Below are 24,938 nucleotides of genomic sequence, written 5' to 3'. Positions count from 1 at the left end.
TGTTCGAAATATCAGACATTGATCAGCACTTCGAACGGCAAGATAGGGAGGGGGTGGAGGCGCGTCAATGGGTCGCGCAGCAACGATCGGGACGGAGAGCGGGGCAGGATGAGCGAGTTCTGGCCAGTGCCGGATGTACTGGCGTATCTGGCCGGACGCTGGCGGGTGTCACGGTCGGTGCGGGATCTCGCGAGCGGCGCGGAAGGGGAGTTCACCGGAACGACCGAGTTCCGTGGGGACCGGGAGGAGACCGGTGGGCTGCTGCACCACGAGTGCGGCACCTTCGTCTGGCAGGGCGTCGCCCGCCCCGCCGAGCGGACGCTGCGGTTCCTGCCGGGCCCGGGCGGCACCGTCGACGTGCGGTTCGCCGACGGGCGGCCGTTCCACGACCTGGATCTGACGACCGGCCGGCACGTCGCCGACCATCCCTGTGCGGCGGACCTCTACCGCGGTGAGTTCACCGTCCGCGACCTGGACCGCTGGCGGACGGTGTGGCGGGTCCGCGGCCCCGCCAAGGACCTGGTCCTGCGAACCGACTACGCGCGCGAGGGGTGAGCGGACGCGCCGTCGATGCGCAGGTTCCAGCGGCCCGCCCGACCCGTCACGGAGGTCGTCGACAGCGGGCGGACGTCGATGTTCCAGTACGTCGAGGGCGGTGCCTTCAGGGCGTACACGAGGGCGGCCCGGATCACCGACGGCTCGGCCACCGCCACGACCCGGCAGCCGTCCTCGACGGGACGGGTGTCGAGCCAGCCGCCGACCCGGGTGATGAAGTCGACCAGCGACTCACCGCCGTGCGGCGTGGCGCGGGGGTCGGCGAGCCAGGCGTCCACGGCATCCGGCTCCCGGGCCATCGCCTCGCCCAGGGTCAGCCCGCTCCACCGGCCCATGTCGCAGTCGCGCAGGCCGAGCTGCACCAGCGGCGCGTACCCGAGCCCCTCCCCCGTCGCCCGGCTGCGCGGCGTCGGCGAGCAGTAGCGCAGTTCGGCCGCGGCGAGCGGCAGCAGCTCCTGGGCGACGCGCTCCACCTCGCCCCAGCCGGCTTGGTCGAGCGGCCGCTCGTCCGCGAAGCGCTCGGCGAGCATCGGGGAGCTGCGCGCGGCGGCGACGAAGGTGACCCGAAGTGGCATGCGGCGATCGTGGGCGCCGCAAGTGCGCAGGTCAAGAGGTGTTACCTACGAGTTACCGAGGGTGTGCCGGCCCTCACGGGCCGAAGATGAGCGCCATCCAGTGCTCGGGCCGCTCCAGCGGGGCGAACCCGAGCTTCTCGTACACCCCGTGCGCGTCATGCGTGGCGAGCAGCACCCGGCGCACCCCGTACGAGCGCGTCTCGTCCCGTACGGCGCCCACGAGCGCGCTTCCGACGCCCTTGCCGCGCACCGATGGATCGACGTACACGTCACACAGCCATGCGAAGGTCGCCCGGTCGGTGATCACCCGGGCGTAGGCGACCTGCTGTCCCGACACCGTCTCGTACACGCCGAAGTTGAGTGACCCCTCGATCGCCCGGTCCTGCTTCTCCCTGGACCGGCCCAGCGCCCAGTACGCGTCGGCGGACAGCCAGTGGTGCACCCGTGCGGCGTCGATCCGGGAGGGGTCGGTGGAGATCTCGTAGCCCTCGGGCAGGCTCGGCGTGTCGGTCATGGCGCGATGCTCGCAGGCCGCCCGGAGGTGCGTCGAGCGGTTATCCCAGCACCTCGTCACAGGCCGTGCGCAGCCGCCGTACGCCCTCGGCGATCTCCCCGGTCCCGGCGACCGCGGCGAAGCTGAGCCGGACGTGCGCGGCCGCTGGTTCGGCGCTGAAGTACGGCCGGCCGGGCGCGAGGGCGACACCGGCCCGCAGGGCCGCGGAGGTCAGGGCCGCCTCGTCCGTGCCGTCGGGCAGCCGGGGCCACAGGTGGTAGCCGCCGGACGGGACGTGGGGCAGGGCGAACTCCGGCAGGTGCAGGGCGAGCGCGGTGGTCATCGCGTCCCGGCGGGCCTTCAACGCCGCGGAGACCGCCCGCAGATGACGCGGCCAGGCGGGAGAGCCGACGAGTTCGAGCGCGGCCTCCTGGAGGGGACGCGGCACGAAGAACGTGTCGACGACCTGGATGGCCCGCAGCCGCTCCACGACCGGTCCGCGGGCGGCCAGGGCACTCACCCGGAAGCTCGGGGAGGTCGCCTTGGTCAGCGAGGAGACGTGGACGACGACGCCGTCGGGATCGTCGGCGGCCAGCGGGCGCGGCAACGGCCCCGCGTCCTGGTGCACGAGCCGCCGTACGAAGTCGTCCTCGACGACGAACGCGCCCGCCTCCCGGGCGATGCGCAGCACCTCGGCGCGCCGCTCGGGCGCCAGCACGGCACCGGTGGGGTTCTGGAAGAGCGGCTGGCAGACGAAGGCCGGGGCGCCGGTGGCGCGGAAGGCGTCCGCCAGCAGCTCCGGCCGCACGCCGTCGGCGTCCACCGGGACGGGGACCGGGCGCAGGCCCGCCGCCCGGGCGATCGCGAGCATGCCGGGGTAGGTCGGCGACTCGACCAGGACGGGGGCGCCGGGCGGGGCGAGGGCGCGCAGGGCGGTGGTGAGCGCGGACTGACCGCCCGCGGTGACCAGCACCTCGGCGGCCGTGACCGAGCCGCCGATACTGCGCGCGAACCACTCGCGCAGCTCCGGCAGCCCCTCCATGGGCGGGCGCCCCCAGGCCCCGGGACGGCGACCGGCCCGCGACAGGGCGGCGGCCATCGCCCGCTCCGGCTGCAACGACGGATGCAGATAGCCGCCGTTGAACTCGATCACGCCGGGCGGCGGCGCGGCCAGTGACACCAGCACCCCGGAGGCGTCCACCGAGCGCGGCACAAGGTCGGCGGCACCGTCGGCGCTGAGCGCGACCTCCTGCCAGGAGGTGTCCCCGGCGGCGGCCGGTGCCGTCCGGGCCTGTGCGCGGAACGCGCCCGCCCCGGGCCGGGTGACCACCAGCCCCTCGGCGGCGAGCTGGGCCAAGGCCCGCGACACCGTCACCGGGCTCACCCGGAACCGCTCGACGAGCGCCCGGCTCGACGGCAGCTTTCCACCAGGTGAGTAGCGGTCGACCTCCCGCCTCAGCTGTTCCGCCAGTTCACCTACGCTGCTACGCTCTTGCATGAGAACTCAGAGTAGCGCTACTGCGCCGCCGCCGATAGCAGTCGACAGTCCGGCCCCGGAGCGTCCCGGCTTCGGAACCCTCCAGGCCGCGCTCGGCGTCGTCGCCTTCTCCCTCACGTTCCCCGCCACCGCCTGGGGGCTGGAAGGCTTCGGGCCCTGGTCGCTGGTCTCCGTGCGGAGCGTGCTGGCCGCGCTGATCGCGGGCACCGCGCTCCTGGTGCTGCGCGTGCCGCTGCCGGCCCGCCGCCACTGGCCGGGCCTCGCGGTCGTCGGGGCCGGTGTGGTTCTCGGCTTCCCGCTGCTCACCACGCTCGCGCTGGAGACCTCCACCACCGCGCACGCCGCCGTCGTGGTCGGCCTGCTCCCCCTCACCACGGCGCTCCTCTCGGCCCTGCGCGTCGGCACCCGGCCCTCGCGCACCTTCTGGATCGCCGCCCTCGCGGGCGCGGCGGCGGTGCTGGCGTTCACCGTGCAGCAGAGCGGCGGCGCCCTGACCACCGCCGACCTGTACCTCTTCGCCGCGCTGCTGGTCTGCGCGGCCGGCTACACCGAAGGCGGCCGGCTGGCCCGGGTCATGCCGGGCTGGCAGGTGATCGGCTGGGCGCTGGTGCTGTGCCTGCCGCTGGCCGTGCCCGTCGCCGCGCTCGCCCTGGCGCACGAACCCGTGCACCTGACGGCGCACAGCGTCACCGGACTGCTGTGGGTCGCGGCGGGCTCGCAGTTCGCCGGGCTGGTCGTCTGGTACCGCGGCATGGCGGCCATCGGCATCCCGAAGGCCAGCCAGTTGCAGCTCGCCCAGCCGCTGCTCACACTGGTGTGGTCGGTGCTGCTGCTGGGCGAACACCTCACGGTCGCCGCCCCGCTGACGGCCGCGGCGGTGCTGGTCTGCATCGCCGTCACACAGCGATCACGTGGCTGAGCGGGACGGCGCACAGCCACAGCCGGCAGGCGCCCCCCGCCGTAGACTCGAGGCCACGTACCGCTGCTCCGCACCCCGTGAGGAGGCCCCAGATGCGCGCAACCGTGGGCGACCAGCTTGTCCAGCACGGCAGGGTGGTCGGTCAGCACGACAAGGTCGGCGAGATCGTCGAAGTGCTCGGCCAGGAGGGCAACCCCCCGTACCGCGTCCGGTTCGAGGACGGGCACGAGGGTGTGTGCTCCCCGGGGCCCGACACGGAGATCCGGCACAGGGAGACCACCACCGGGCCGTGATTCAGCGCGGGGGCGACGCCGGCTGCCCGTAGTGGTCGGCGACCACCCGCGCCATCGCCCCGATCCGGTCGGCCGCCACGTCCTTGGCGGCGAAGTACACGTGTCCGCGCACCTGCGGGTGCCGCCCGGCCAGTGTCAGGTGCCGGGACAGCTCGCCTGGCTCCTGCCACGCGGCGGGCTGCGCGGGGGCGCCGGCCTTGTACAGCGCCTCCCCCACGTAGAGCTGCGTCGAGCTGCCGCGCGCGACCTCCGCCCACCAGGGCACCAGCTTGGCGTAGTCGGCGGCGGCGAAACCGATGTTCCAGTACAGCTGCGGGACGATGTAGTCGATCCAGCCCTCGCGCACCCATCTGCGCGTGTCCGCGTACAGATCGTCGTACGTCTCCACGCCCGCCCGCGTGTCCGAGCCGAGCGGGTCGGTCGCGGCGTTGCGCCACACGCCGAAGGGGCTGATGCCGAAACGGGCGCCCGGCCGGACCTCCTTGACGCGGTCCGCCGTCTCCCGCACCAGCCGGTCGATGTTGTCGCGCCGCCAGGCGGCCCGGTCCGGGAAGCCGCCGCCGTGCTCGTCGTAGGCGGCGTCGTCGTCGAAAATCTGCCCCGCCACGGGATACGGGTAGAAGTAGTCGTCGAAGTGGACGCCGTCCACGGGGTACTTCGCCACCGCGTCGATCATCGCGTCCTCGACGAAGGCACGGACCTCGGGCAGACCCGGGTTGTAGTAGAGCTTCCCGCCATACGTCACCACCCAGTCGGGGTTACGGCGGGCGGGGTGGGAGGCGGCGAGCCGGGCCGGGTCGGCGTGGACGGCGATCCGGTACGGGTTGAACCAGGCGTGCAGGTGCAGGCCCCGGGCGTGGGCCTCCTTCACGGCCGTGCCCAGCGGGTCCCAGCCGGGGTCCTTGCCCTGGGTGCCGGTGAGGTACTGCGACCACGGCTCGTACGGCGAGGGCCACATCGCGTCCGCCGTGGGCCGGATCTGGAAGAACACGGTGTTGAGCCGGTTGCGGACCGCCGTGTCGAGGTGGGCCCGGAGCTCGGCACGCTGCTGCGACGCGGTGAGGCCGGGCTTCGACGGCCAGTCGCGGTTGGCGACGGAGGCGAGCCAGACGCCGCGCATCTCCGGCTCCTGCGCCCCGCCTCCGCGTCCGGTCGCGGCCGACGCCTGAGGCATCATCGTGAAAGCCGACAGCGCCGCCACCGCGAACGCCCTGCGTGAGACTCGTCCCATCCGCATGCCCCAAAAGCCGCGGATCCGCCCGGTCGCGGATCGCTTCGGGCCCAGCATGCCCGAAGCGGACCCGCCCCCCGCGATCGATCATCGATACTTGGCGGTAACGTGCACGAACGGAGCAGGCGCCGGAACCCGGACGGCCTGCCCGGTCGTGGATCAGCAGCGAAAGGGACGATGTGACGGACATCCCAGCGGGAGACATTGCACGCGTCGGAGTCGTGGGCTGCGGTCAGATGGGCGCGGGGATCGCCGAAGTGTGCGCCCGGGCCGGCCTGGACGTCATGGTCGCCGAGACCACCGGCGAAGCCCTGGAGATCGGCCGCACCCGGCTGTTCACCTCCCTGGCCAAGGCAGCCGAGCGCGGCAAGATCACCGAGGAGGAGCAGGAGGCCACTCTGGCCCGCCTGAGCTTCACCACGGACCTCGGCGAGTTCGCCGACCGTGACCTGGTGATCGAGGCCGTCGTCGAGAACGAGCAGGTCAAGACCGAGATCTTCCAGGTGCTCGACCAGGTCGTCACCCGGCCCGACGCGATCCTGGCGTCCAACACCTCCTCGATCCCGCTGGTGAAGCTGGCGGTGGCGACCTCGCGGCCCGACCAGGTCATCGGCATCCACTTCTTCAACCCGGCCCCCGTGCAGAAGCTCGTCGAGCTGATCCCGGCGCTCACCACGTCCGAGGGCACGATCAGCCGCGCCCAGATCTTCACCGAGAAGCTGCTCGGCAAGCACGCGATCCGCGCACAGGACCGCTCCGGCTTCGTGGTCAACGCACTGCTGATCCCGTACCTGCTCTCCGCGATCCGGATGTTCGAGACGGGCATCGCCAGCCGCGAGGACATCGACAACGGCATGGAGATGGGCTGCGCCCACCCGATGGGCCCCCTGAAGCTGTCCGACCTGATCGGCCTGGACACGGTCGCCTCGGTCGCGCAGTCCATGTACGAGGAGTACAAGGAGCCCCTGTACGCCGCTCCCCCGCTCCTTCAGCGCATGGTCGACGCGGGCCGGCTGGGCCGCAAGACGGGCTCGGGCTTCTACACCTACGCCTGACCGTCCGGCTGACGCAGCCACCTCAACGCCGCCGCTCCTCCGGCCACGGCCGGACCCGGCGGCGTCCCCATTCCTGCGCCTGCTCGCTGATGCGGCGGCGCAGCCAGCCCATCCAGAGGGCGAGGGGCGTGGCCACGAGGGCGAGCAGCAGCGCCGTGCCCCATCCTTCGCCGCCGGAGGAGTACCGGAACACCACGACCAGCAGTGCGTAGAGCGCCAGTGCGTACGCCGCGTTCCTCTGCCACTTCGTCATGATGTCCCGGGTACCCCCGAGGCCGATTACGGACGGTCAGATTTCGGCCAAACTGCGGGCTCGGCACCAGACTTGGTGCCGGGCTCGCGGCATTCACACACCGTGTGCGCGCCGGGCTCGCATATGCCCCTCGCACACTCTCCCCAGGCGCCCACCAGGCGAGTTGACTCCTCATGCGCATGCAAGGGATGTGAAACGACTACGGAAAGGAGCGGACTCGTGAGCGCCGATCCCGAGCATCCCGTCGTCCATGGAGAACTCGCAGAGTTACGACGCCGCCTCGATGTGGCCTACGCCCGCGTCGAGGGCGGCCTGGCTCTGCTCAGTCACCGCACCGAGGAGACCGCCAAGGAACTCGACGAGCTCAACACCCGGATCCACACACTCGAACACGCGCGCTGGCCGTTGCCCGCGGTCGCCGCCCTCACCGCCGTGGGTGCCCTCGTCGTGGCGATCTGGCAGGCGCTGGGACATTAGCTCACGGCAACGTGTCCTGACCGAACCTGAGATGGTGCAGCAGAAGTAACGCGGCCGCCATGTTGGCGGCCGGGACCTCGCCGCGGGCGACCATGTCGGGGACGAGTTTGAGAGGCACCCATTCCCGGCGGTCCGACTCGAAGTCGTCCACGGGGTGCCCGACGTACTCGCCCTCGTCGGCCCAGTACACGTGGTGCCGGGCGTCGGTGAGCCCGTTGGACGGCTCCACGCTCATGAGGTGGTGCAGGGGCCCCGGCCGCCAGCCGGTCTCCTCCTCCAGTTCCCTGGCGGCCGCGCGGGCGATGTCCTCGCCGTCCTCGACCACCCCGGCCGCGAGTTCCCACCCCCAGCTGTCGGTGATGAAACGGTGCCGCCAGAGCAGGAGCACCTCGTTGGCCTCGTTCACGACCGTGGCCACCGCGACGGGCCGCAGCCGTATGAGGAAGTGGTCCAGGTGCCGGCCGTCCGGCAGTTCGACATCCGCGAGATTGACGCTGAACCAGCGGTTTGAGTACACAGCTTGTTCGTTGTGTTTCGTCCACTGCACGGTTCTGCCACCTTCCGTCGAGTAAGTGGCAATATCGCAGCAGGGACGTACGGAGAGCAGGCGCACAGGACGCGCCTCGGAGCGACACGGGCACCACCGCCCGGATCTACAACGGTACGCGCAGTGCTCCGTCGATGAGTTCGGCGGCTTCGGCCGTGCCGGCGCAGCCGCTGCGCACCAGGTGCTCCCGCACCGCGCGCAGCCGGTCGCGCAGCCGCTGGGACTCCATGCCCCGGGCCTGCTCGGCCATCTGCACGGCGATGGCGACGGCCTTGTCGGCGTTGCCCTGCCGCAGCTCGATGGTGCTGAGCATGGCCAGCCGGTGCACCCGGCCGCGGTCGTGCGCCGGGTTGCCGACGGCGGCCGCGGCATGCTCCCCGGCGGCCGCGATCTCCCCGAGGCTCAGCAGCGCCTCCGCCACCTGCACGTTGACCAGGCCCGGCTGGACATAACCGGTCTCGTCGGGCTCATAGCCGCGCCGGATCCGCTCGGCCGCCTGCTCGGCCCGCCGGATGCAGGACAGGGCGCTGCCGCCGTCGCCGAGATGCGCGTACGCCTTGGCCTGCATCGCGTACAGGTCGGAGGCGAGCGCCGGGGTGATGTGCTTGCCCGCGGCCCGCAGCGCGGCCTCCGCGAAGGCGACGGACTGCCGGTACTCCCGCATGAACAGCGACTGGTTGACCAGCAGGGCGATCACATACGCCCCGAGCCCCCGGTCCCCGCTGGCCTTCGCGAGCCGCAGCGCCTGGTGGAAGTACCGCTGGGCCAGTCCGTGCGCGTCGGAGTCGTAGGCACAGATGCCGGCGACCGCCACCAACCCGCCCGTCGCGCGGTGCAGTTGCCGGCCGGTCTCGTCGGTGTAGCTGCCGCGCAGCAGCGGGGCGGCCTCGGCGTTGAGGAAGCCGACGATACGTGCCCGTGTCGCGATGCCCCCGGCCTTGCGGTACATCTGCTCGTAGTGCGTACGGGCGGCCCGCAGCATCTCCAGGTCGCCCGGGGTGACGCGGTGTCTGCCGCCGCGGGAGACGTCCACGTCCTCGGGCGGGTTCTCCCACTCCCACACCGGCATCACCGCGGGCGTGCCGGTGAGGGCGGGCGCGCCCAGGATGTGCGGGCGCTGCTGCTGGTCGGAGCGCCACAGGGCGGTGGCCCGTTCGACGAACCCGGACAACGAGCCGGTGTGCGGGGCGGACGGCTCGCCGGGCACGCCGAGGCCGATGTCGTCGAGGGTGACCTGCCGCTGCAACCGGCCCGCGAGCACCTCGCAGATGAGGTCGGGCACCTGGCCCCTCGGGCGCTGCCCCTTCAACCACCGGGCGACGGCGGTGTGTTCGTACCTCAGGGACAGACCACGTGCCCGTCCCGCCTGATTGACGTGTGCGGCCAGCCCCGCGTGCGAGATCCCCGCCTCGTCCAGGATCGCGTCGAGCAGAGTGTTGGGCTGCATAGGGGCCCCCCGGATGACTCGGTGCGGCCAGATTAGTGGTTCCGTCTTCACACGGGGTGTGAACGGAGTGCTCGAATCCGCGCTGTGTGCGCACTGTCGCTCAGAGTCGCCGGCCGGTTGACTGAATTGCCTCGAAAGAGGCCGGCCGGGCCGCCGGCTCCCCCTCGTACAGTGCGGCGGCCCGCTACCGCCGTCCGCCCGGCTGCCTGCCCGACACTCCGTGGCGGGGCGGACGGCTCCGCCGGCGAGCGTCCTGCGCCGCGGTGTCTAGGGTGCCGTCGTCGACTGCGGGTGCGCTGGGGTTGTCCGCGCGGTTCCCCGCGCCCCCGAGGGCATGCGGCGAGCGTTCCTCATGACCAACAGGGCGATGTCGTCGGCCGGGGCCCCGCCGGTGTGGTCGGCAAGCGCACGCTGGACGCCGCGGAGGACCGCCTGCGGCACCAGCGACTCGTCGCGTACGACGCTCGCCAGCACGGCCGACAGGGGGAAGAACCGGCCACGGGCGTCCCGCGCGTCCTGGGCGCCGTCGGTGTGGAGGAAGAGCGCGTCACCGTGCTCCAGGTACCCCAGACTCACGGGGGGCAGCTCGGTCGGCAGAGGGAACAGGCCCAGGGGCGGGTGCGGATCGCCCGGGGCCGGTTGTGCCACCTGGCCGCCGCTCATCCGGTACGGCCACGGGTGCCCGCAGTTCAGGGCGAGGATCTCCCCGTCGGGCCGGATCTCCACGAGCAGCAGGGTCACGAACTCCTCGGCGGCGCTCACGGAACGCTCCTGGCGCAGATGCCGGTCCAAGGTCCGCTCCAGCCTGCGCAGCACCCCGCCGAGGTCCTTCTCGTCGTGCGCGGCCTCGCGGAAACCGCCGAGCACGGCGGCGACGGTCCCGAACGCGCCGATCCCGTGCCCGCGTACGTCACCCATCACGGCCCGTACGCCGTACTCGGTGGCGACCACCTCGTACAGGTCGCCCCCGACCGCGGCGCCACGCTCCGCCGACACCTGGGCCGCCGCCACGTCCAGCCCGTCGATCTGGGCGGGCAACGGCCGCAGCAGCGCGCTCTGCGCGGCACCCGCGACCCGGCGCAGTTGACGCAGTTCGCGCATCAGCGTCTGCCGCACGTGCAGAATCAGCCCGGTCCCGACCGCGAAGAACACGGCGCTGGTGACGATCCGGGCGTGAAGGCCGGTGTCCTGGGCGAGCGGACAGGCCAGCTTGTACGTGACGGCCGCCGCGCCCCACACCGTGGGCAGACCGAGGCTGCGCACCCGACCCCTGATGCGGATCATGCCGATGGCCCCCCAATAGGCCCTGACACACAGAATCGGACCGGCCCGAGAAGGCCGGTCCGATTCTGTCGACAGTCCATCCCCAAGGGCAGGGATCACCGCCGTTTACCACTCGTACGAGTGAGGCCCGCTCAGCTCCGCAGCTCGGCGCCCACGCGCTCGCCCGCGAGGGCGACCGCCGCGTCCCGGGCCGCGGAAGCCTCGTCCACGGTCAGCGTCCGGTCGGAGGCCCGGAACCGCAGCGCGTACGCGAGCGACTTCCGTCCCTCCCCCAACTGCTCGACGTTCTCGTACACATCGAACAGCCGGATGGACTCCAGCAGCTCCCCGGCCCCGTCCCGTAGCGCCGCCTCCACGTCCACGGCCGGCACGAACGCGTCGACGACCAGGGCGACATCCTGCGTGGCGACGGGGAACGTGGAGATCCGCGGCGCCGCCACCGTGGCATCACCGGCGGCTTCCACCGCGTTCAGGTCGATCTCCATCGCGCAGGTGCGGGCGGGCAGCCCGAGGGCCTTCACGACCCGCGGATGCAACTCGCCCGCGTGCCCCACGACCCGCTCGGCACCGTCCACGGTGAGCGCCAGCTCGGCGCACCGTCCGGGGTGCCACGGCCCGTACTGCCCCTTGCGGATGACGAGTTCGGCTCCGGCCTCCCGCGCGACGGCCCGCGCGGCCTCGACCGCGTCGGCCCAGTCGGCCGGACGTCCCTTGCCCCACCAGCCGGCCTGCTCGCGCGCACCGGCGAGAACCACGGCCACGTGCCGCGGCTGCTCGGGCAGCGCCGCGTCCAGCTCGGCGAGCTCCTCGTCGGTCGGGCGGCGGTCGACGGGCAGCACGGCCGCGATCCGCTGCTCCTCGCGCGGCCGGAAGACCAGACCGGTCTCGAACAGCGCGAGGTCGTGCGAGCCCCGGCCGTCGTTGCGGCGCAGGGCGGCGAGCAGACCCGGCAGCAGCGATGTGCGCAGCGCGGGCTCCTCGTCGCTCAGCGGGTTGCTGAGCTTCACGACGCGGCGGGCCGGGTCGTCCGCCTCGAGGCCGAGCTGGTCGAAGACCTGCTCGCCGATGAACGGGTAGTTCAGCGCCTCGACGTACCCGGCACCCGCCAGGGCGCGGCCCACGCGGCGGTGCAGCCGCTGCCGGCCGGTCAGGCCGAGGCCCGCCGGGGGCTTGGGCAGCGTGGAGGGCAGGTTCTCGTAACCCTCCAGCCGGATGACCTCTTCGGCCAGGTCGTTCGGGTCGGTGAGGTCGGGCCGCCAGGACGGCACGGTGACGATCAGCTCGTCCTGCCCGTACACGTCGCAGCCGACCTCCTGGAGGCGGCGCACGACGGTCTCCCGGCCGTACGCGACACCCGCGACCTTGTCCGGGTGGTCGGCCGGGATGGTGATGGTGCGCGGCGCGGAGGGCGCGAGGACCTCGGTGACGCCGGCCTCGGCGGTGCCGCCCGCGAGCAGGACCAGCAGGTCGACGGTGCGCTGGGCGGCGGCCGCCGCTGCCAGCGGGTCGACGCCGCGCTCGAAGCGCCGGGAGGCCTCGGAGGACAGCTTGTGCCGACGGGCCGTACGCGCGATCGACACCGCGTCGAAGTGCGCGGCCTCGATGACGACGTCCGCCGTGGCGTTCTCCGTGTTGTCGTGGTCGGCGATCTCCGTGTTGGCGCCGCCCATGACACCGGCGAGCCCGATCGGGCCGCGGTCGTCGGTGATCACCAGGTCCTCGGCGTCCAGCGTGCGCTCGACACCGTCGAGGGTGGTGAGCTTCTCGCCCGCCTCGGCGCGGCGCACCCCGATCGTGCCTTGGACCAGACCGCGGTCGTAGGCGTGCAGCGGCTGGCCGAGCTCCATCATCACGTAGTTGGTGACGTCGACGGCGAGCGAGATCGGGCGCATGCCGACCTTCTGCAGCCGGCGCTGCAGCCAGATCGGCGAGCGGGCCTCGGCGCTCAGCCCGGTCACCGTGCGGGCGGTGAAGCGGTCGCAGCCGGTGGGGTCGGAGATTCGCACCGGGTAGCCGTACGCGTTCGGGCCGGGCACGTCGATCAGGGCCGGGTCGCGCAGCGGGAGGCCGTAGGCGATGGCGGTCTCGCGGGCGACACCGCGGAGGGAAAGGCAGTAGCCGCGGTCGGGCGTGACGGCGATGTCGAGGACCTCGTCGACCAGCTCCAGCAGCTCGACGGCGTCCTTGCCGATCTCGGTCTCCGGCGGCAGGACGATGATGCCCTTGGTGCCGTCGTCGCCCATGTTCAGCTCGTCGCTGGAGCAGATCATGCCGCGGGACATCTTGCCGTACGTCTTGCGCTCGGCGATCTGGAAGTCACCGGGCAGGACGGCGCCGGGCAGGGCGACGACGACCTTGTCGCCCACGGCGAAGTTGCGGGCGCCGCAGACGATCTCCTGGGGCTCCCCGGTGCCGTTGGCCTGGCCGACGTCGACGGTGCAGAAGCGGATCGGCTTCTTGAACTCCGTCAGCTCCTCGATCGTCGCCACCTGGCCGACGACCAGCGGACCCTTGAGGTCGGCGCCGAGCTGCTCGACGGTCTCGACCTCCAGACCGGCCGAAATGAGCTTGGCCTGCACGTCCCGACCGGTCTCCGTCTCCGGCAGGTCGACGTACTCCCGCAGCCAAGAAAGCGGGACCCGCATCAGATCTCCATCCCGAACGGCCGGGTGAACCGGACGTCACCCTCGACCATGTCTCGCATGTCTTCGACGTTGTGGCGGAACATCAGCATCCGCTCGATGCCGAACCCGAAGGCGAACCCGCTGTACTTCTCGGGGTCGACGCCGCAGGCGGTGAGCACCCGCGGGTTGACCATGCCGCAGCCGCCGAGCTCGATCCAGCCCTCGGACGAGCAGGTGCGGCAGGGGCGGTCGGGGTTGCCGATGGACTCGCCCTTGCAGACGTAGCAGAGCATGTCCATCTCGGCGCTCGGCTCGGTGAAGGGGAAGAAGTTCGGCCGCAGCCGGGTCTTCATGTCCTCGCCGAACAGCGCCTGGACCATGTGGTCCAGGGTGCCCTTGAGGTCGGCCATCGTCAGGCCCTCGTCCACCGCGAGCAGCTCGATCTGGTGGAAGACGGGCGTGTGCGTGGCGTCCAGCTCGTCGGTGCGGAACACCCGGCCGGGGCAGACGATGTAGACCGGCAGCTCACGGTCGAGCAGCGCGCGGGCCTGCACCGGCGAGGTGTGCGTGCGCAGGACGACGCCGGACCCGGACTCCTCGGTGCCCTCGGGGCCCTGCACGAAGAAGGTGTCCTGCATCTGCCGGGCCGGGTGGTCGGGCAGGAAGTTGAGGGCGTCGAAGTTGAACCACTCCGCCTCGGCCTCCGGTCCTTCGGCGACCTCGTAGCCCATGGCCACGAAGACGTCCGCGACCCGCTCCATCATGGTCGTGAGCGGGTGCCGGGCGCCGGACGGTACGCGGTCGTAGGGCAGCGTGACGTCCACCGCCTCCTCGACGAGCACGCGCGCGTCCCGCTCGGCCTCGAGCTCCGCCTGCCGGGCGGCGAGGGCCTTGTTCACGGCGCCGCGGGCCTGGCCGACGCGCTTGCCGGCCTCGGCCTTGGCGTGCGGGGGCAGGGCGCCGATCTCGCGGTTGGCGAGGGCCAGCGGCGAGGTGGGGCCGGTCTGGGCGACCTTGGCCTCGTGGAGCGCGTCGAGGGAGTCCGCGGCGGCGAAGGCGGCGAGCGCCTCGTCCCGCATGCGCTCGATCTCTTCCGGTTTCAACGTCTCGACCTCGACAGGGTCGTACGACTTATTCGGTGCCGACATCTCTTCCCGTGCTTCCGATTGGCTGGCTGAAGGTCCCCGTCACCGACTCGGACGGCCGTCTGGTGGGACACAAAGGTGCCAATGGCCGAGTCTAACGGGGTGGAGGTGTACGAATGCGCCCGCGGGGCTCAGGCGAGATAGGCCGGAGCGCTCACGGGCAACGTAAATCGGAACTCGGCGCCGGCGCCGGGGGCGCGGCCGACCGTGATGATGCCGCCGTGGGCCTCGACGATGCCCTTGACGATGTAGAGCCCGAGGCCGGTCCCGCCGCGCTTGCTGCCCCGCCAGAAGCGGGTGAAGACGCGGTTCATGGACTCCTCCGGGATGCCGGGCCCCTCGTCGCTCACCGTGACCGACGTACCGGTCTCCTCGCCCTCGCGGGGGGACGCCGTGGCCGTGACGTCGATCGTGACAGTTCCCTCGCCGTGCCGCACGGCATTTTCCAGCAGGTTGCTGAGCACCTGGTCGATCTTGTCGGGGTCGGCCCACAGGTCCGGCAGCGGCTGCTGGACGCGCAGCAGGAACCGGTCGGCGGGCTGCCCGGCGGCGACGTAGGCCTGGATGTGCCGTCCTACGGCGGCGCCGATGTCGACGGGCTGGCGCCGCACCTCCAGCCGGCCGGAGTCGATGCGGGAGATGTCGAGCAGTTCGGCGATGAGCCGGGTGACCCGGTCGGCGTCGGCGTCGACGGTCTCCAGCATCAGCCGCTTCTGGTCGTCGGTGAAGCGTTCCCACTTGGCGAGCAGCGTGGCGGTGAAGCCCTTGACGGAGGTGAGCGGGGAGCGCAGTTCGTGGGCGACGGTGGCGATCAGCTCGGCGTGGCTGCGCTCGGTGCGGCGGCGGGCCTCGGTGTCGCGCAGGGTGACGACCAGGCGCCGGACGGGTCCGGTGGGCCGGGTGCGGACGTAGCGCGCGCAGACCAGCACCTCGCGGCCGCCGGGCAGGAGCAGGTTGCGCTCGGGCTGTGCGACACGGATGGCGAGGCCGCCGTACGGGTCGGTCAGCTGCCACCAGCGCCGGCCCTCCAGATCCTCTAACGGCAGGGCCTTCTCCAGTCGCTGCCCGAGGGCGTCCCCGGCACGGACGGCGGTGATGCGCTCGGCGGCCGCGTTGAAGCAGATGACGCGGCCCTGCTCGTCGGCGACGACGAGCCCGTCGGGCAGCTGGTCGGGGTCGATGCCGAGGTCGGTGCCGTCACCGGGTGGCCGGGACGCGGCGGGCGGGCTCCCGGCGTCCTGGGCTCCCGGTGCGCTGCTCGTGCCGACACTCATCCCCGTACCCCACCTCCAAGGCTCCGCAGAGGGGTCCTGAGCTGGTCACCCTACTAGTTCCCGGTGACGGACCGGCACCCTCCGGGGGCGCGCTGTGCACGCGCCGACGCATAGAGACATACGGCGGCGGCGGTGGCGAGGTTCAGGCTCTCCGCCTTCCCGTGGATCGGAACGCGGACGACGGCGTCCGTGAGGGCACGGGTCTCCTCCGGCAGCCCCCAGGCCTCGTTGCCGAAGACCCAGGCGGTGGGCCCGCCCATGGTGCCCTTGTCGAGCTCGTCGTCGAGGTCGCGGTCGCCCGCGCCGTCGGCGGCGAGGACCCGGACACCGGCGTGCCGCAGCGCGTCGACGGCCTGCTCCACGGGGACGCCGACGGCGACCGGCAGGTGGAACAGGGAGCCGACGGAGGCGCGGACGGCCTTGGGGTTGTACACGTCGACGGAGGCGTCGGTCAGGACGACGGCCTCGGCGCCGGCCGCGTCGGCGCAGCGCAGCACGGTCCCGGCGTTGCCGGGGTCGCGGACGTTGGCGAGGAGGGCGACGAGCCGGGGCCGGGCCGCGAGGACCTCCTCGAAGGGCGTGTCCAGGAACCGGCAGACACCGACGAGCCCCTGCGGGGTGACGGTGGTGGAGATGTCGGCGATGACCTGCTCGGCGGCGAGGTGCACCCGGGCTCCGGCGTCCCGGGCCGCCCCGACGATGTCGGCGTGGCGCTCGGCGGCCTCCAGCGTCGTGAACAGTTCCACGAGCGTGGCCGCGTCCCCTGCCCGGTGCCCGGCCGCCTCCCGCACGGCCTGCGGTCCCTCCGCGAGGAACAGCCGCTCCTTGCCCCGGAAGTTCCGCTTGGCCAGCCGCCGCGCGGCCAGGACGCGGGGGGAGCGGGGGGAGATGAGCTCGGGGGTGGCGGGGGGCATCCTGTTCGCTTTCTCGGTAGCTGCACAGCAGGACCCGCAGACCGTCCGGCCTGCGGGTCCTTCAGTCACATCGGCTCGGAGCCGGCGTCACGCAGCCTTCGGCGCGTTCACGTCGCTCGGCAGCGCCTTCTGGGCGACCTCGACGAGGGCGGCGAACGCACCGGCGTCGTTGACGGCCAGCTCGGCCAGGATCTTGCGGTCGACCTCGACGTTCGCGGCCTTCAGACCCTGGATGAAGCGGTTGTAGGTCATGCCGTTGGCGCGGGCAGCGGCGTTGATGCGCTGGATCCACAGCTGACGGAAGTCGCCCTTGCGCTTCTTGCGGTCGTTGTAGTTGTAGACCAGCGAGTGGGTGACCTGCTCCTTGGCCTTGCGGTACAGGCGCGAGCGCTGACCGCGGTAGCCGGAGGCCTGCTCGAGGATCGCCCGGCGCTTCTTGTGGGCGTTGACTGCCCGCTTGACGCGTGCCACTTGTTAACTCCTTGTAGCGGGGTCGTGGGGGTGCTCACACGACCCGAAATCGATTGGGTCCCGGTCCGGCGTCCGTACGGCGCTCACGCGCCGGGACGTCACTTGCCGAGAAGCTTCTTGATCTTCGCGGCGTCGCCCGGGGCCATCTCGGCGTTGCCCGTGAGGCGACGCGTCACGCGGGACGACTTGTGCTCGAGCAGGTGGCGCTTGCCGGCACGCTCACGGAGCACCTTGCCGGAGCCGGTGATCTTGAAGCGCTTGCTGGCACCGCTGTGCGACTTGTTCTTCGGCATAGCGCCGTTCTCTCCTCGTCGGTGGCGCTCCGGTGCCCGGTCGCGAAACCGGGCACGGTGGAGCGTCGTCTTGTTTCGGTTGCTTCCTGGGACTGGCGTCCCGGGAGTCACGCCTCGGCGGGCTCCTCAGCCGGCGCCTCGGTCTCCGCGACGTTCTGCGACTTGCCGGGGTTGGCCTTCGCATCCGCCTTGCGGGCTTCCTGCGCCTGGCGAGCCTCGGCCATCGCCTCGGTCTTCTTCTTGTGCGGACCGAGAACCATGATCATGTTTCGGCCGTCCTGCTTCGGGTTCGACTCGACGAACCCGAGGTCCTGGACGTCCTCCGCGAGACGCTGCAGCAGCCGGTAGCCCAGCTCGGGCCGGGACTGCTCGCGACCACGGAACATGATCGTGATCTTGACCTTGTCGCCCTGCTTGAGGAACCGAACGACGTGACCCTTCTTGGTGTCATAGTCGTGCGGGTCGATCTTCGGCCGGAGCTTCATCTCCTTGATGACCGTGTGCGCCTGGTTCTTGCGCGCCTCACGGGCCTTCATGGCCGACTCGTACTTGAACTTCCCGTAGTCCATGAGCTTGCACACAGGCGGACGGGCGGTAGCCGCCACCTCGACCAGGTCCAGGTCGTACTCCTGCGCAAGCTCCAGTGCCTTGGCCAGGGGGACGATGCCCACCTGCTCGCCACTGGGACCGACAAGTCGCACCTCTGGAACGCGAATCCGGTCGTTGATGCGGGGCTCGGCGCTGATGGATCCTCCTCGGTAGCACCACGCGACGGTCTGGCGGACGGCCGCGTAACGTCTTTTGTCGATAGACCTAACCGCGCCGGTGCAACAAAAATGCCCCGGACGATCCCAGGCGGGGCTCCTCGAACTACCGGAGCACCGCCGCGGGGAAGCCGCGGGGCGCGCTTTCGGACGGATCGCCGCCGCTGGGACGGGACCGCCTGACCGGTGACCCGCCGCCCTGAGGGTGATCGGGTGGGAGTTCGAAAGCCTCCACTTGTGGGCCGGGCTCGCGGGCTGTGAGGCATACGTGTCCGACCGGTCGTTACACGAGGCTATCAGCAATGGCTGACAGCGGCCAATCGGGACGAGCCGGGGTCACGTGGGGACCGCCCACTTCCTGCGCCTATCGTGTGGGGCATGAGTGAGACCCCTCCTGAGTCCCCCGACTTCGACGCCATGGCCCGAGACATCGCCGAGGTCCCGGCGGTCGAGGTGATCGTGACGGTCGCCGTCAACCTGATGAGCGCCGCCGCAGTGAAGCTCGGTCTGACCGAGGAGGGCGAGGAGCACAAGGACCTGGACGAGGCCCGCAAGCTGGTGCACGCCCTGGCCGGTCTGCTGGACGCGACCGCGACCGAGATCAGCTCCTTCCACGCGGCGCCCCTGCGCGACGGTCTGAAGTCGCTCCAGCTGGCGTTCCGCGAGGCCTCGCTCGTCCCGGACGAGCCGGGCCAGGGCCCCGGCGAGAAGTACACGGGCCCGGTCTACGGCTAGAGCGGACCTCAGCGCACGAACAAGGGCTCGCCCGGTGGCGTCGCCTCGGCCGGCAGCAGTGCCAGGTCGAGGCCGCGCACCAGGCGGGCCCTCAGCGTTTCGTCGGCGGCGATCCGCCGGGCCACGGACCGGGCTGCTTCGGCGGGGGCCGCGGAGGGGTCCAGGACGAGGGCGAGGGTGCCGTCGGCCTGGCCGGGGCCGAGATGGGCGCGCAGGACGGCGGGCTCGGCGGCCACAGCGTCCCGTACCGCCTCGACGACGGCCGGGTCGGCGAGCGGGTCGGTGGTCGCGCGGCCCTCGGCGAGGGCGAGCAGGGCGGGGCCGGTCAGTTCGAAGGGCACCGGCCCCGCCATGTCGAGCACGATCGTGTCCGCCTTCTCGTGCGCGGCGGCCTGGAGGGCCTGGTGCAGCGGTACGGCGACGGGACGGGCGGCCGGGTCCCAGCGGGCGAGGGACTCCGTGGAGGTGAAGGCGGGCAGGGCGGTGCGGTTCCCGGCCTTCAGGGTCGGTACGGCCATGTCGCTGGTCTTCTCGCGGCGCAGTCCCCGCTCGTCCTCCTCGGCCTCGCCGAGCACGGCCACCACGGGGACGAGCAGACGGGCGCCCTTGAGGGCGTCGAGGACCGGGCCCAGCGCGCCGCGGTCCGCGGACCAGGCGGCGAGTGCCGCGCTCAGCCGGGGGTCGGCGGAGCCGTCGTCGTCGGAGAAGCCGGAGTCCGGGATGTTCTTGTTCGCCACTCGTCGACCCTATCGGCCGGTTGTCGCGCCATCGGCAGCGGCTCAGAAGTCCTCGCGGTCCGTACGGCGGCCGCGCCACAGGACGACCGCCGCGACCAGCAGGACGCCGCCGGTGCCGCCCGCGAGGGGGGCCGCCCAGTCGGCGGTGTCGTCGCCGGAGGAGTCGGTGTCCGGTCCGCTGCCGAAGTACTTCGCGCCGTAGGACGCCGACTGGAGACCCTCGGGCTCGAGCCGGCCGGCGGCCTCGAGGGCGGCGGCCGGGTCGACGAAGCCGAAGCCGCGGGAGTCGTCGCGGCCCCCGGCGGGGGCGTTGCGGGCGGTGTCCTCCAGGAGGGTCTTGATCTGGGCCGGGGCCAGGTCCGGGTGGGCGGCCTTGACCAGGGCGGCGGCGCCGGAGACGAAGGCGGCGGCGGCGCTGGTGCCCCAGCCCTCGTAGTACTTGTGGTCGGGGTCGGCGATCACGACGTCGACGCCGGGGGCGCTGACCGTGGCGTACCAGCGGCGGGTGGAGAAAGAGGCGCGGGTGCCGGCGCGGTCGACGGCCGTGGCGGCGATGACGCCCGGGTAGGCCGCCGGGTAGGAGATGTGGTCGCCCTTCTCGCCGCCGTTGCCCGCGGAGGCGACGACGACCACGCCCTTCTTCAGGGCGTACTGGACGGCCTGGTCCTCGGTGGGTTCGGGGTGGGCGGAGGCGGAGTCGTCGCCGAGGGAGAGGTTGATGACGTCGGCGCCGTGGTCGGCGGCCCAGCGGATGCCCTCGGCGAGGGCGTTGCCGCGGGTGCTGCGGGCCTTGGCCCGGGAGGGGTCGCCGTCCTCGAGGATCACGCGGACGGGGAGGATCTTCGCCTCGGGGGCGATGCCGAGGACGCCGTCGGCGTTGCCCGGGCCGTGTCCGTGGCCGGCGATGATGCCGGCCATGGCGGTGCCGTGCCGGGCCCAGGCGCGGTCGCCGGGCTCGGCGCCGAAGCGGATCAGGTCCTTGCCGGGCAGGACGTTGCCGGCCAGGTCGGGGTGGTCGGCCTCGACACCGGTGTCCAGGACGGCGACGGTGACGCCCGCGCCCTTCGTGGTCTGCCAGGCCTGCTCGGTGTGCATGGCCTCCAGAGCCCACTGCTGGGCGCGGATGCCGTCGGCGTGCGCGGTGGCGGCGGGGAGGAGGACGAGGCCGGCGGTGAGCAGGACGCCGAGGGCGGCGGCCTTCCGGGACGGCCTGCGCGGGGGCTTTCCGGCCTTGGTGGGCACGGCTTTCATGACGGCTGCTCCGAGGCCGAGCGGACGTTTCTGCGGAAGTCGCGTTCGACGCGGTCCGCGAGGCCCTGCGCCTCGTTGCCGAGGCCGGCCTGGGCGGCGGCGGTGGTGGCGCCGGCCTCCATGGCGTCCTCGGCGGGCTGCGGGTCGTCGACGCTGCGGCCGTCGGCCCATCCGGAGACGGCGTAGACCACGACCGGGGCCTCGGTGAGCACGGAGACGGTCCAGGAGGCGCGCTGCCCGGCGCCGAAATCGGCGGCGGGCGTGCCCTTGGCGGCGTAGGGCAGGGGCATCAGGTCGCTGCGGCGGTCCAGGCGTTCGTTGCGGAAACGGTTCGCGAGGGCGGTCATGCCGGAGGCGTCGGCTGTGGTGAAGAGCAGGCCGACGGTGGTCACGTAGCTCTCGGTGGCGTCGGTGTAGGTGGCGCGCAGGAGGCGTTCGCAGCCGACGGGGGCGAGGGCCTTGCGCAGCAGCGGGTCGAAGGCGTCCTTGCAGCCGCTGTCCGGGGCGACGGCGATACGGGTCCAGGTGCGGTCGGCTCCGCCGGGGCCGGCGCCCTGGCCCTGCACCATGGGCGGGAACAGCTGGTCGACCGGGACGCTGTGCCAGAGGCTTCCGGCCGCGGCGAAGGTACTGGGCGCGCCGTCTTCCCCGGAGCCCCCGACGAGCCAGCTGCCGGTGACCGCGCCCGAGATGAGGCCCAGCCCGAGCACGAGGCAGGCGGCGGCCGCGGCGGCCTGCGACGCCCCGCGCCCGCCGAGCGGCCGGGGTCGTGCGTCACCGTCGTAGCCCTCGGGCTCGCCGAACGAGACCAGGGGGCGCGTGGCGCTCCAGGAGAGGGCGGGGTCGGGTGAGACCGGGGCGGGGGTGCGGGGTGCCGGGGCGGAGAGGACCGGCGGTCGGGTGGGAGCCGAAGGCAGGCGTATGCCACGCCCGGTGCCGGAACCGGTGTCGGTGTCCGCATCCGTGCCGGTGGTGGCCGGTGGCTCGGGCGCGGGGCGCGGCGGGGTGCCGGGGCGTACGGAGCCGGGGCGGGCTGCCGTCGCACCCTGCGTGGCAGGCCGGGCGAAGGGGCCGGCGGGCTCGTCCGCGGCCGGGTCGGCGGGAACCGGGCGCAGGCGCGCGGTCGTCTCGGACGAGGTTTCGCCGGGGGTGCCGGTGCGGCGGGGCGCGGGGAGGCGGAACGGCCGGCCGGTGGTCTCCGACGGCGTCCCGGCCGAAGCGTCCGGACGGCCGGGCCCGGAGAGCCGGAACGGCCGGCCGGAGGTCTCGGGCGAGGTCCCGTCCACAGTGTCCGGACGCCCCGCCGGGCCGGAGGAGCCCGGCGTGGGGAGGTGACGCGGCCGCGGAGGGGCGGCAGGTGCTGCGGAGTCGGGTCGCGTCTCGCGGCCGACGCTGGGCGGCTTGTCCGGGAAGCGGGTGGAGGCGCGGGGCGGGGGCGGTGAGGCGGGCTCGACGCGCTGCGGTGGGGTGGCACCGAGGCCCGGAAACCGGGGGCGGCCGGCCGACCTGCCGGTGGGCTTCACGCCATCCGTCCCGGGCGTGGTGGCTTCCGGGCCCGGCGCCGGGTCGGAGGCCTTGCCGGGGGTGTTCCGCTCGTCCCGCGCCGGGTCTTCAGGCGCGGCCGGGGGGTGCGGCGGGCGTGGCGGGGCGGTGGGGCGTGGGGGGAAGGAGGCGCGCTGCGCTTCCGTGCTCATGCACCCCCCGTTTCCTCATGCCCGGGCCGCTCGTCTCGCGCGGGCCGGTGTCGCCTGCCCGAGGCCCGGTACGGAATCGTCCCGGGCACACATACCCGTACGGACGGAGCGTCATCCCGGCGCGGATCCCCGGCCGGCGTCGTCCGCCGTACGTGCGCGTCACTCTACGGCTTGTTCCTGGGCGAACGGGAACCAGTCCACGAGGCCGGGGCATCTGCCCGGAACGTCCCCCTACCCTGCGGTAATCCAGTCTGGCAGGCTGCGTTCATGACTGCGCGCGCCGCCGACCGGGCCCGTTACGACCGGGCCACCGCCCATCTCGACGCCCCACTCGCGATCGTGGACCTGGAGGCCTTCGACGCCAACGCCGCCGACCTGGTCCGCCGCGCCGGGGGCAAGCCCGTCCGGGTCGCCAGCAAGTCCGTGCGCTGCCGGGCGCTGCTGGAACGCGTCCTGGCCCGGGACGGCTTCGCCGGGATCATGTCGTTCACCCTCGCCGAGTCGCTGTGGCTGGCCCGCTCGGGCTTCGACGACGTGCTGCTCGCCTACCCGTCCGCCGACCGTGCCGCGTACGCCGAACTCGCCGGTGATCCCAAGCTCGCCGCAGCCGTGACCGTCATGGTCGACGACGTCGCCCAGCTGGATCTGATCGACGCCTCCCGGGGCGGCGGGCGTGAAGTGGTCCGCGTGTGCCTGGAGTTGGACACGTCCCTGAAGCTGCTCGGCGGGCGGGTGCGGGTCGGGGCCCGGCGTTCGCCGCTGCACTCCCCCGCCCAGGTCGCCGACGTGGCCCGGGCGGTGGCCCGGCGTCCTGGCTTCCAGGTCGTGGGGATCATGGCCTACGAGGGTCATGTCGCCGGTGTCGGGGACGCGCTGGCGGGGCGGCCGCTGCGCTCCCGTGCCATCCGGCTGATGCAGGCCGCCGCCAGGCGTGAACTCGCCGAGCGGCGTGCGGAGGTGGTGCGCGCGGTGCGGGCCGTCGTGCCGGGTCTGGAGTTCGTCAACGGCGGCGGCACGGGTTCGGTGCAGCACACGGCGGCCGAGGACGCGGTCACGGAGATCGCCGCCGGGTCGGGGCTGTACGTGCCGCGCCTGTTCGACAACTACACGTCGTTTAAAGGCCGTCCGTCGGCCCTCTTCGCCCAGCCGGTCGTACGGCGGCCGGGGGTGGGAGTGGTGACGGTCCTGGGTGGTGGATATCCCGCCTCGGGTGCGGCCGGGGCCGACCGCTTGCCGGTGCCGTATCTGCCCGAGGGGTTGCGCTACGACCCGCAGGAGGGTGCCGGTGAGGTGCAGACGCCGCTGCTCGGTTCGCCCGCCGACGATCTGCTGATCGGCGACAAGGTGTGGTTCCGGCACGCGAAGGCCGGTGAGCTGTGCGAGCGGTTCGACCGGCTGCACCTGATCGAGGGCGACGCGGTGACGGCGACCGCGCCCACCTATCGCGGCGAGGGCCACACCTTCCTGTAGGCGTCAGTCCGTCGGGCCGATGCTGCTGCCGACGCCGCCGCCGGTGTCCGCGTCGCCGACCGGGCGGATGCCCTCGGTGATGCGGTCCATGTCGGCGAGCGGCGGTCCGTCCTCGCCGGCATCGAAGACGTACCGGACGAGGACCGGTGACTCCGTGCCGACGCTGGAGGGGAAGACGAGGGACTGGACGTAGCCGCCGGGGCCCTTGGCGGTCTTGACGCGCCAGCGCACGAGGTACCCGGCGCGGCCCGCCACCGCGACCGGCCCGGATTTCACGACCTGGTGCGACTCCAGGCCGCCGTGGAGCTCGCGGCCGAGCTTGTCGCGGTCGTAGGCCTCGTCGGCGGCCTCGGAGATGTCCGCCTCGGCGAGGGCCCGGGGGGACTTCTCGTCGTTCTCGGTCACCGTGCGGGAGAAGACCATGCCGTGACGGCACAGGCCCACACCGCCGGGGCAGTCGTAGGTGCCGTCGGTCGTCATGACGACGTCGTCCTGGGCGACGTACTGCGGGCGGACCCAGCCGTCGAGCAGCGCGAACGTGACGCCGTTGAGCTGGTCCTCGACGACCGCGGGGTCGTCGGCGGACGGCTCGGAGGTGGACGCCTCGGGGGTCGGTTCCGGTGAGCCGGTCCGGGCCGGGGGCGCGGACGAGGGGACCGTCCTCGTTTCCGTGCCGTCGCCGTCGCCCCCGCCGAGGGCGACGGCTCCGGTGACGATCGCCGCTGCCAGGACGGCGCCGACGGCGGCCAGGGCGACCACCTTCGTCCGGCCGGTGCCGCCGCCGGGCGGCGGGGCGGCGGGGGTCCCGGGCGCACGGCGGTGCTCGGTCCAGGCCGTGCCGTCCCACCAGCGCTGCAGGTGCGGGGCGTGCGGGTCGGGATACCAGCCGGGCGGCGGCGTCATGCTCATCCCGGCACTGTAGGGCGCGACCCGGGCCGT

General features: G+C 72.8%; 26 protein-coding genes. 7 read left to right on the top strand and 19 right to left on the bottom strand.

Features of this window, described 5'->3' with window-relative positions; all coding sequences use genetic code 11:
- Positions 1–108: 108 nt before the first annotated feature.
- Positions 109–555, top strand: a complete 447-nt coding sequence (locus tag ACIRDU_RS32345) for a DUF6314 family protein (protein ID WP_403586165.1) — start codon at positions 109–111, stop codon at positions 553–555.
- Here ACIRDU_RS32345 and ACIRDU_RS32340 read toward each other — a convergent pair.
- The 3 genes from ACIRDU_RS32340 to ACIRDU_RS32330 form a co-directional block, all read right to left on the bottom strand.
- The gene (locus tag ACIRDU_RS32340; protein WP_403586162.1) at positions 537–1,130 is read right to left on the bottom strand and encodes a histidine phosphatase family protein; all 594 of its coding nucleotides are present in this window, start codon (positions 1,128–1,130) and stop codon (positions 537–539) included. The genes ACIRDU_RS32345 and ACIRDU_RS32340 overlap by 19 nt on opposite strands.
- Positions 1,131–1,203: 73 nt before the next feature.
- A complete protein-coding gene (locus ACIRDU_RS32335) occupies positions 1,204–1,644 on the bottom strand; it encodes a GNAT family N-acetyltransferase (RefSeq protein WP_403586159.1) in 441 nt (146 codons plus the stop codon).
- 40 nt (positions 1,645–1,684) lie between these two features.
- Positions 1,685–3,121, bottom strand: a complete 1,437-nt coding sequence (locus ACIRDU_RS32330; RefSeq protein WP_403586157.1) for a PLP-dependent aminotransferase family protein — start codon at positions 3,119–3,121, stop codon at positions 1,685–1,687.
- Here ACIRDU_RS32330 and ACIRDU_RS32325 point away from each other — a divergent pair.
- Complete coding sequence (locus tag ACIRDU_RS32325) at positions 3,120–4,040, top strand: DMT family transporter (RefSeq protein WP_403586154.1); 921 nt, start codon at positions 3,120–3,122, stop codon at positions 4,038–4,040. The two genes, ACIRDU_RS32330 and ACIRDU_RS32325, sit on opposite strands and share 2 nt — an antisense overlap.
- Positions 4,041–4,132: 92 nt before the next feature.
- Positions 4,133–4,333 carry a DUF1918 domain-containing protein gene (locus ACIRDU_RS32320; RefSeq protein WP_010045242.1) on the top strand — a complete coding sequence of 67 codons (201 nt, stop codon included), beginning with the start codon at positions 4,133–4,135 and terminating at the stop codon, positions 4,331–4,333.
- 1 nt (position 4,334) lies between these two features.
- On the opposite strand, the gene ACIRDU_RS32315 is transcribed toward ACIRDU_RS32320, so the two are convergent.
- Positions 4,335–5,570 (bottom strand): glycoside hydrolase family 10 protein, encoded by a 1,236-nt coding sequence (locus ACIRDU_RS32315; RefSeq protein ID WP_403586150.1) that lies wholly within the window; start codon positions 5,568–5,570, stop codon positions 4,335–4,337.
- Positions 5,571–5,743: 173 nt separating this feature from the next.
- Here ACIRDU_RS32315 and ACIRDU_RS32310 point away from each other — a divergent pair, with 173 nt between their 5' ends.
- The gene (locus tag ACIRDU_RS32310) at positions 5,744–6,619 is read left to right on the top strand and encodes a 3-hydroxybutyryl-CoA dehydrogenase (RefSeq protein WP_403586148.1); all 876 of its coding nucleotides are present in this window, start codon (positions 5,744–5,746) and stop codon (positions 6,617–6,619) included.
- A gap of 22 nt (positions 6,620–6,641) precedes the next feature.
- Here the strand turns inward: ACIRDU_RS32310 and ACIRDU_RS32305 are convergent, their stop codons facing one another.
- Entirely contained in the window at positions 6,642–6,872 is a 231-nt protein-coding gene (locus tag ACIRDU_RS32305) for a hypothetical protein (RefSeq protein ID WP_403586146.1), read from the bottom strand.
- Between the two features lie 219 nt (positions 6,873–7,091).
- On the opposite strand from ACIRDU_RS32305, the gene ACIRDU_RS32300 reads away from it, so the two are divergent.
- On the top strand, positions 7,092–7,349 hold the full coding sequence (locus ACIRDU_RS32300; protein WP_403586143.1) for a hypothetical protein: 258 nt from the start codon (positions 7,092–7,094) through the stop codon (positions 7,347–7,349).
- A gap of 1 nt (position 7,350) precedes the next feature.
- On the opposite strand, the gene ACIRDU_RS32295 is transcribed toward ACIRDU_RS32300, so the two are convergent.
- From ACIRDU_RS32295 to infC, 10 genes are all read right to left on the bottom strand, one after another.
- Complete coding sequence (locus ACIRDU_RS32295) at positions 7,351–7,896, bottom strand: NUDIX hydrolase (RefSeq protein ID WP_403586140.1); 546 nt, start codon at positions 7,894–7,896, stop codon at positions 7,351–7,353.
- A 106-nt stretch (positions 7,897–8,002) separates the two neighbouring features.
- Positions 8,003–9,343, bottom strand: a complete 1,341-nt coding sequence (locus ACIRDU_RS32290) for a transcriptional regulator (protein WP_403586137.1) — start codon at positions 9,341–9,343, stop codon at positions 8,003–8,005.
- Positions 9,344–9,610: 267 nt separating this feature from the next.
- Positions 9,611–10,627, bottom strand: coding sequence for a PP2C family protein-serine/threonine phosphatase (locus ACIRDU_RS32285; protein WP_403586134.1), 1,017 nt, complete (start codon positions 10,625–10,627; stop codon positions 9,611–9,613).
- 131 nt (positions 10,628–10,758) lie between these two features.
- Entirely contained in the window at positions 10,759–13,272 is a 2,514-nt protein-coding gene (pheT, locus tag ACIRDU_RS32280; protein WP_403586132.1) for a phenylalanine--tRNA ligase subunit beta, read from the bottom strand.
- On the bottom strand, positions 13,272–14,399 hold the full coding sequence (gene pheS, locus ACIRDU_RS32275; protein ID WP_403586130.1) for a phenylalanine--tRNA ligase subunit alpha: 1,128 nt from the start codon (positions 14,397–14,399) through the stop codon (positions 13,272–13,274). Before pheS ends, pheT begins: the two co-directional genes overlap by 1 nt.
- A gap of 128 nt (positions 14,400–14,527) precedes the next feature.
- Positions 14,528–15,670 (bottom strand): ATP-binding protein, encoded by a 1,143-nt coding sequence (locus ACIRDU_RS32270; RefSeq protein WP_403586127.1) that lies wholly within the window; start codon positions 15,668–15,670, stop codon positions 14,528–14,530.
- Between the two features lie 53 nt (positions 15,671–15,723).
- Positions 15,724–16,584, bottom strand: coding sequence for a TrmH family RNA methyltransferase (locus ACIRDU_RS32265; RefSeq protein ID WP_403586124.1), 861 nt, complete (start codon positions 16,582–16,584; stop codon positions 15,724–15,726).
- Between the two features lie 87 nt (positions 16,585–16,671).
- Positions 16,672–17,055 (bottom strand): 50S ribosomal protein L20, encoded by a 384-nt coding sequence (gene rplT / locus ACIRDU_RS32260; protein ID WP_003989074.1) that lies wholly within the window; start codon positions 17,053–17,055, stop codon positions 16,672–16,674.
- A 98-nt stretch (positions 17,056–17,153) separates the two neighbouring features.
- On the bottom strand, positions 17,154–17,348 hold the full coding sequence (rpmI, locus tag ACIRDU_RS32255; protein ID WP_003977225.1) for a 50S ribosomal protein L35: 195 nt from the start codon (positions 17,346–17,348) through the stop codon (positions 17,154–17,156).
- 107 nt (positions 17,349–17,455) lie between these two features.
- Entirely contained in the window at positions 17,456–18,094 is a 639-nt protein-coding gene (infC, locus tag ACIRDU_RS32250; RefSeq protein WP_403586353.1) for a translation initiation factor IF-3, read from the bottom strand.
- A 396-nt stretch (positions 18,095–18,490) separates the two neighbouring features.
- On the opposite strand from infC, the gene ACIRDU_RS32245 reads away from it, so the two are divergent.
- A complete protein-coding gene (locus ACIRDU_RS32245) occupies positions 18,491–18,847 on the top strand; it encodes a DUF1844 domain-containing protein (protein ID WP_031142026.1) in 357 nt (118 codons plus the stop codon).
- Between the two features lie 8 nt (positions 18,848–18,855).
- Here the strand turns inward: ACIRDU_RS32245 and ACIRDU_RS32240 are convergent, their stop codons facing one another.
- The 3 genes from ACIRDU_RS32240 to ACIRDU_RS32230 are packed head-to-tail and all read right to left on the bottom strand — an operon-like array spanning position 18,856 to position 22,529.
- Entirely contained in the window at positions 18,856–19,584 is a 729-nt protein-coding gene (locus ACIRDU_RS32240; RefSeq protein ID WP_403586120.1) for an SseB family protein, read from the bottom strand.
- A gap of 42 nt (positions 19,585–19,626) precedes the next feature.
- Complete coding sequence (gene mycP / locus ACIRDU_RS32235; protein ID WP_403586118.1) at positions 19,627–20,835, bottom strand: type VII secretion-associated serine protease mycosin; 1,209 nt, start codon at positions 20,833–20,835, stop codon at positions 19,627–19,629.
- Positions 20,832–22,529 (bottom strand): hypothetical protein, encoded by a 1,698-nt coding sequence (locus tag ACIRDU_RS32230; protein WP_403586115.1) that lies wholly within the window; start codon positions 22,527–22,529, stop codon positions 20,832–20,834. Before ACIRDU_RS32230 ends, mycP begins: the two co-directional genes overlap by 4 nt.
- 267 nt (positions 22,530–22,796) lie before the next feature.
- Between ACIRDU_RS32230 and ACIRDU_RS32225 the strand changes: the two genes are divergently transcribed.
- The gene (locus tag ACIRDU_RS32225) at positions 22,797–23,999 is read left to right on the top strand and encodes an amino acid deaminase/aldolase (protein WP_403586113.1); all 1,203 of its coding nucleotides are present in this window, start codon (positions 22,797–22,799) and stop codon (positions 23,997–23,999) included.
- 3 nt (positions 24,000–24,002) lie between these two features.
- Here the strand turns inward: ACIRDU_RS32225 and ACIRDU_RS32220 are convergent, their stop codons facing one another.
- Positions 24,003–24,902: a DUF2510 domain-containing protein gene (locus ACIRDU_RS32220; RefSeq protein ID WP_403586350.1), complete on the bottom strand. Its 900-nt coding sequence runs from the start codon at positions 24,900–24,902 to the stop codon at positions 24,003–24,005.
- Positions 24,903–24,938 lie beyond the last annotated feature (36 nt).

The sequence above is a fragment of the Streptomyces sp. NPDC093598 genome (assembly GCF_044764825.1).
GTDB lineage: Bacteria > Actinomycetota > Actinomycetes > Streptomycetales > Streptomycetaceae > Streptomyces.
The sequence above is the reverse complement of the archived record's forward strand: the minus strand, read 5'-3'. Positions and strand labels throughout refer to the sequence as shown.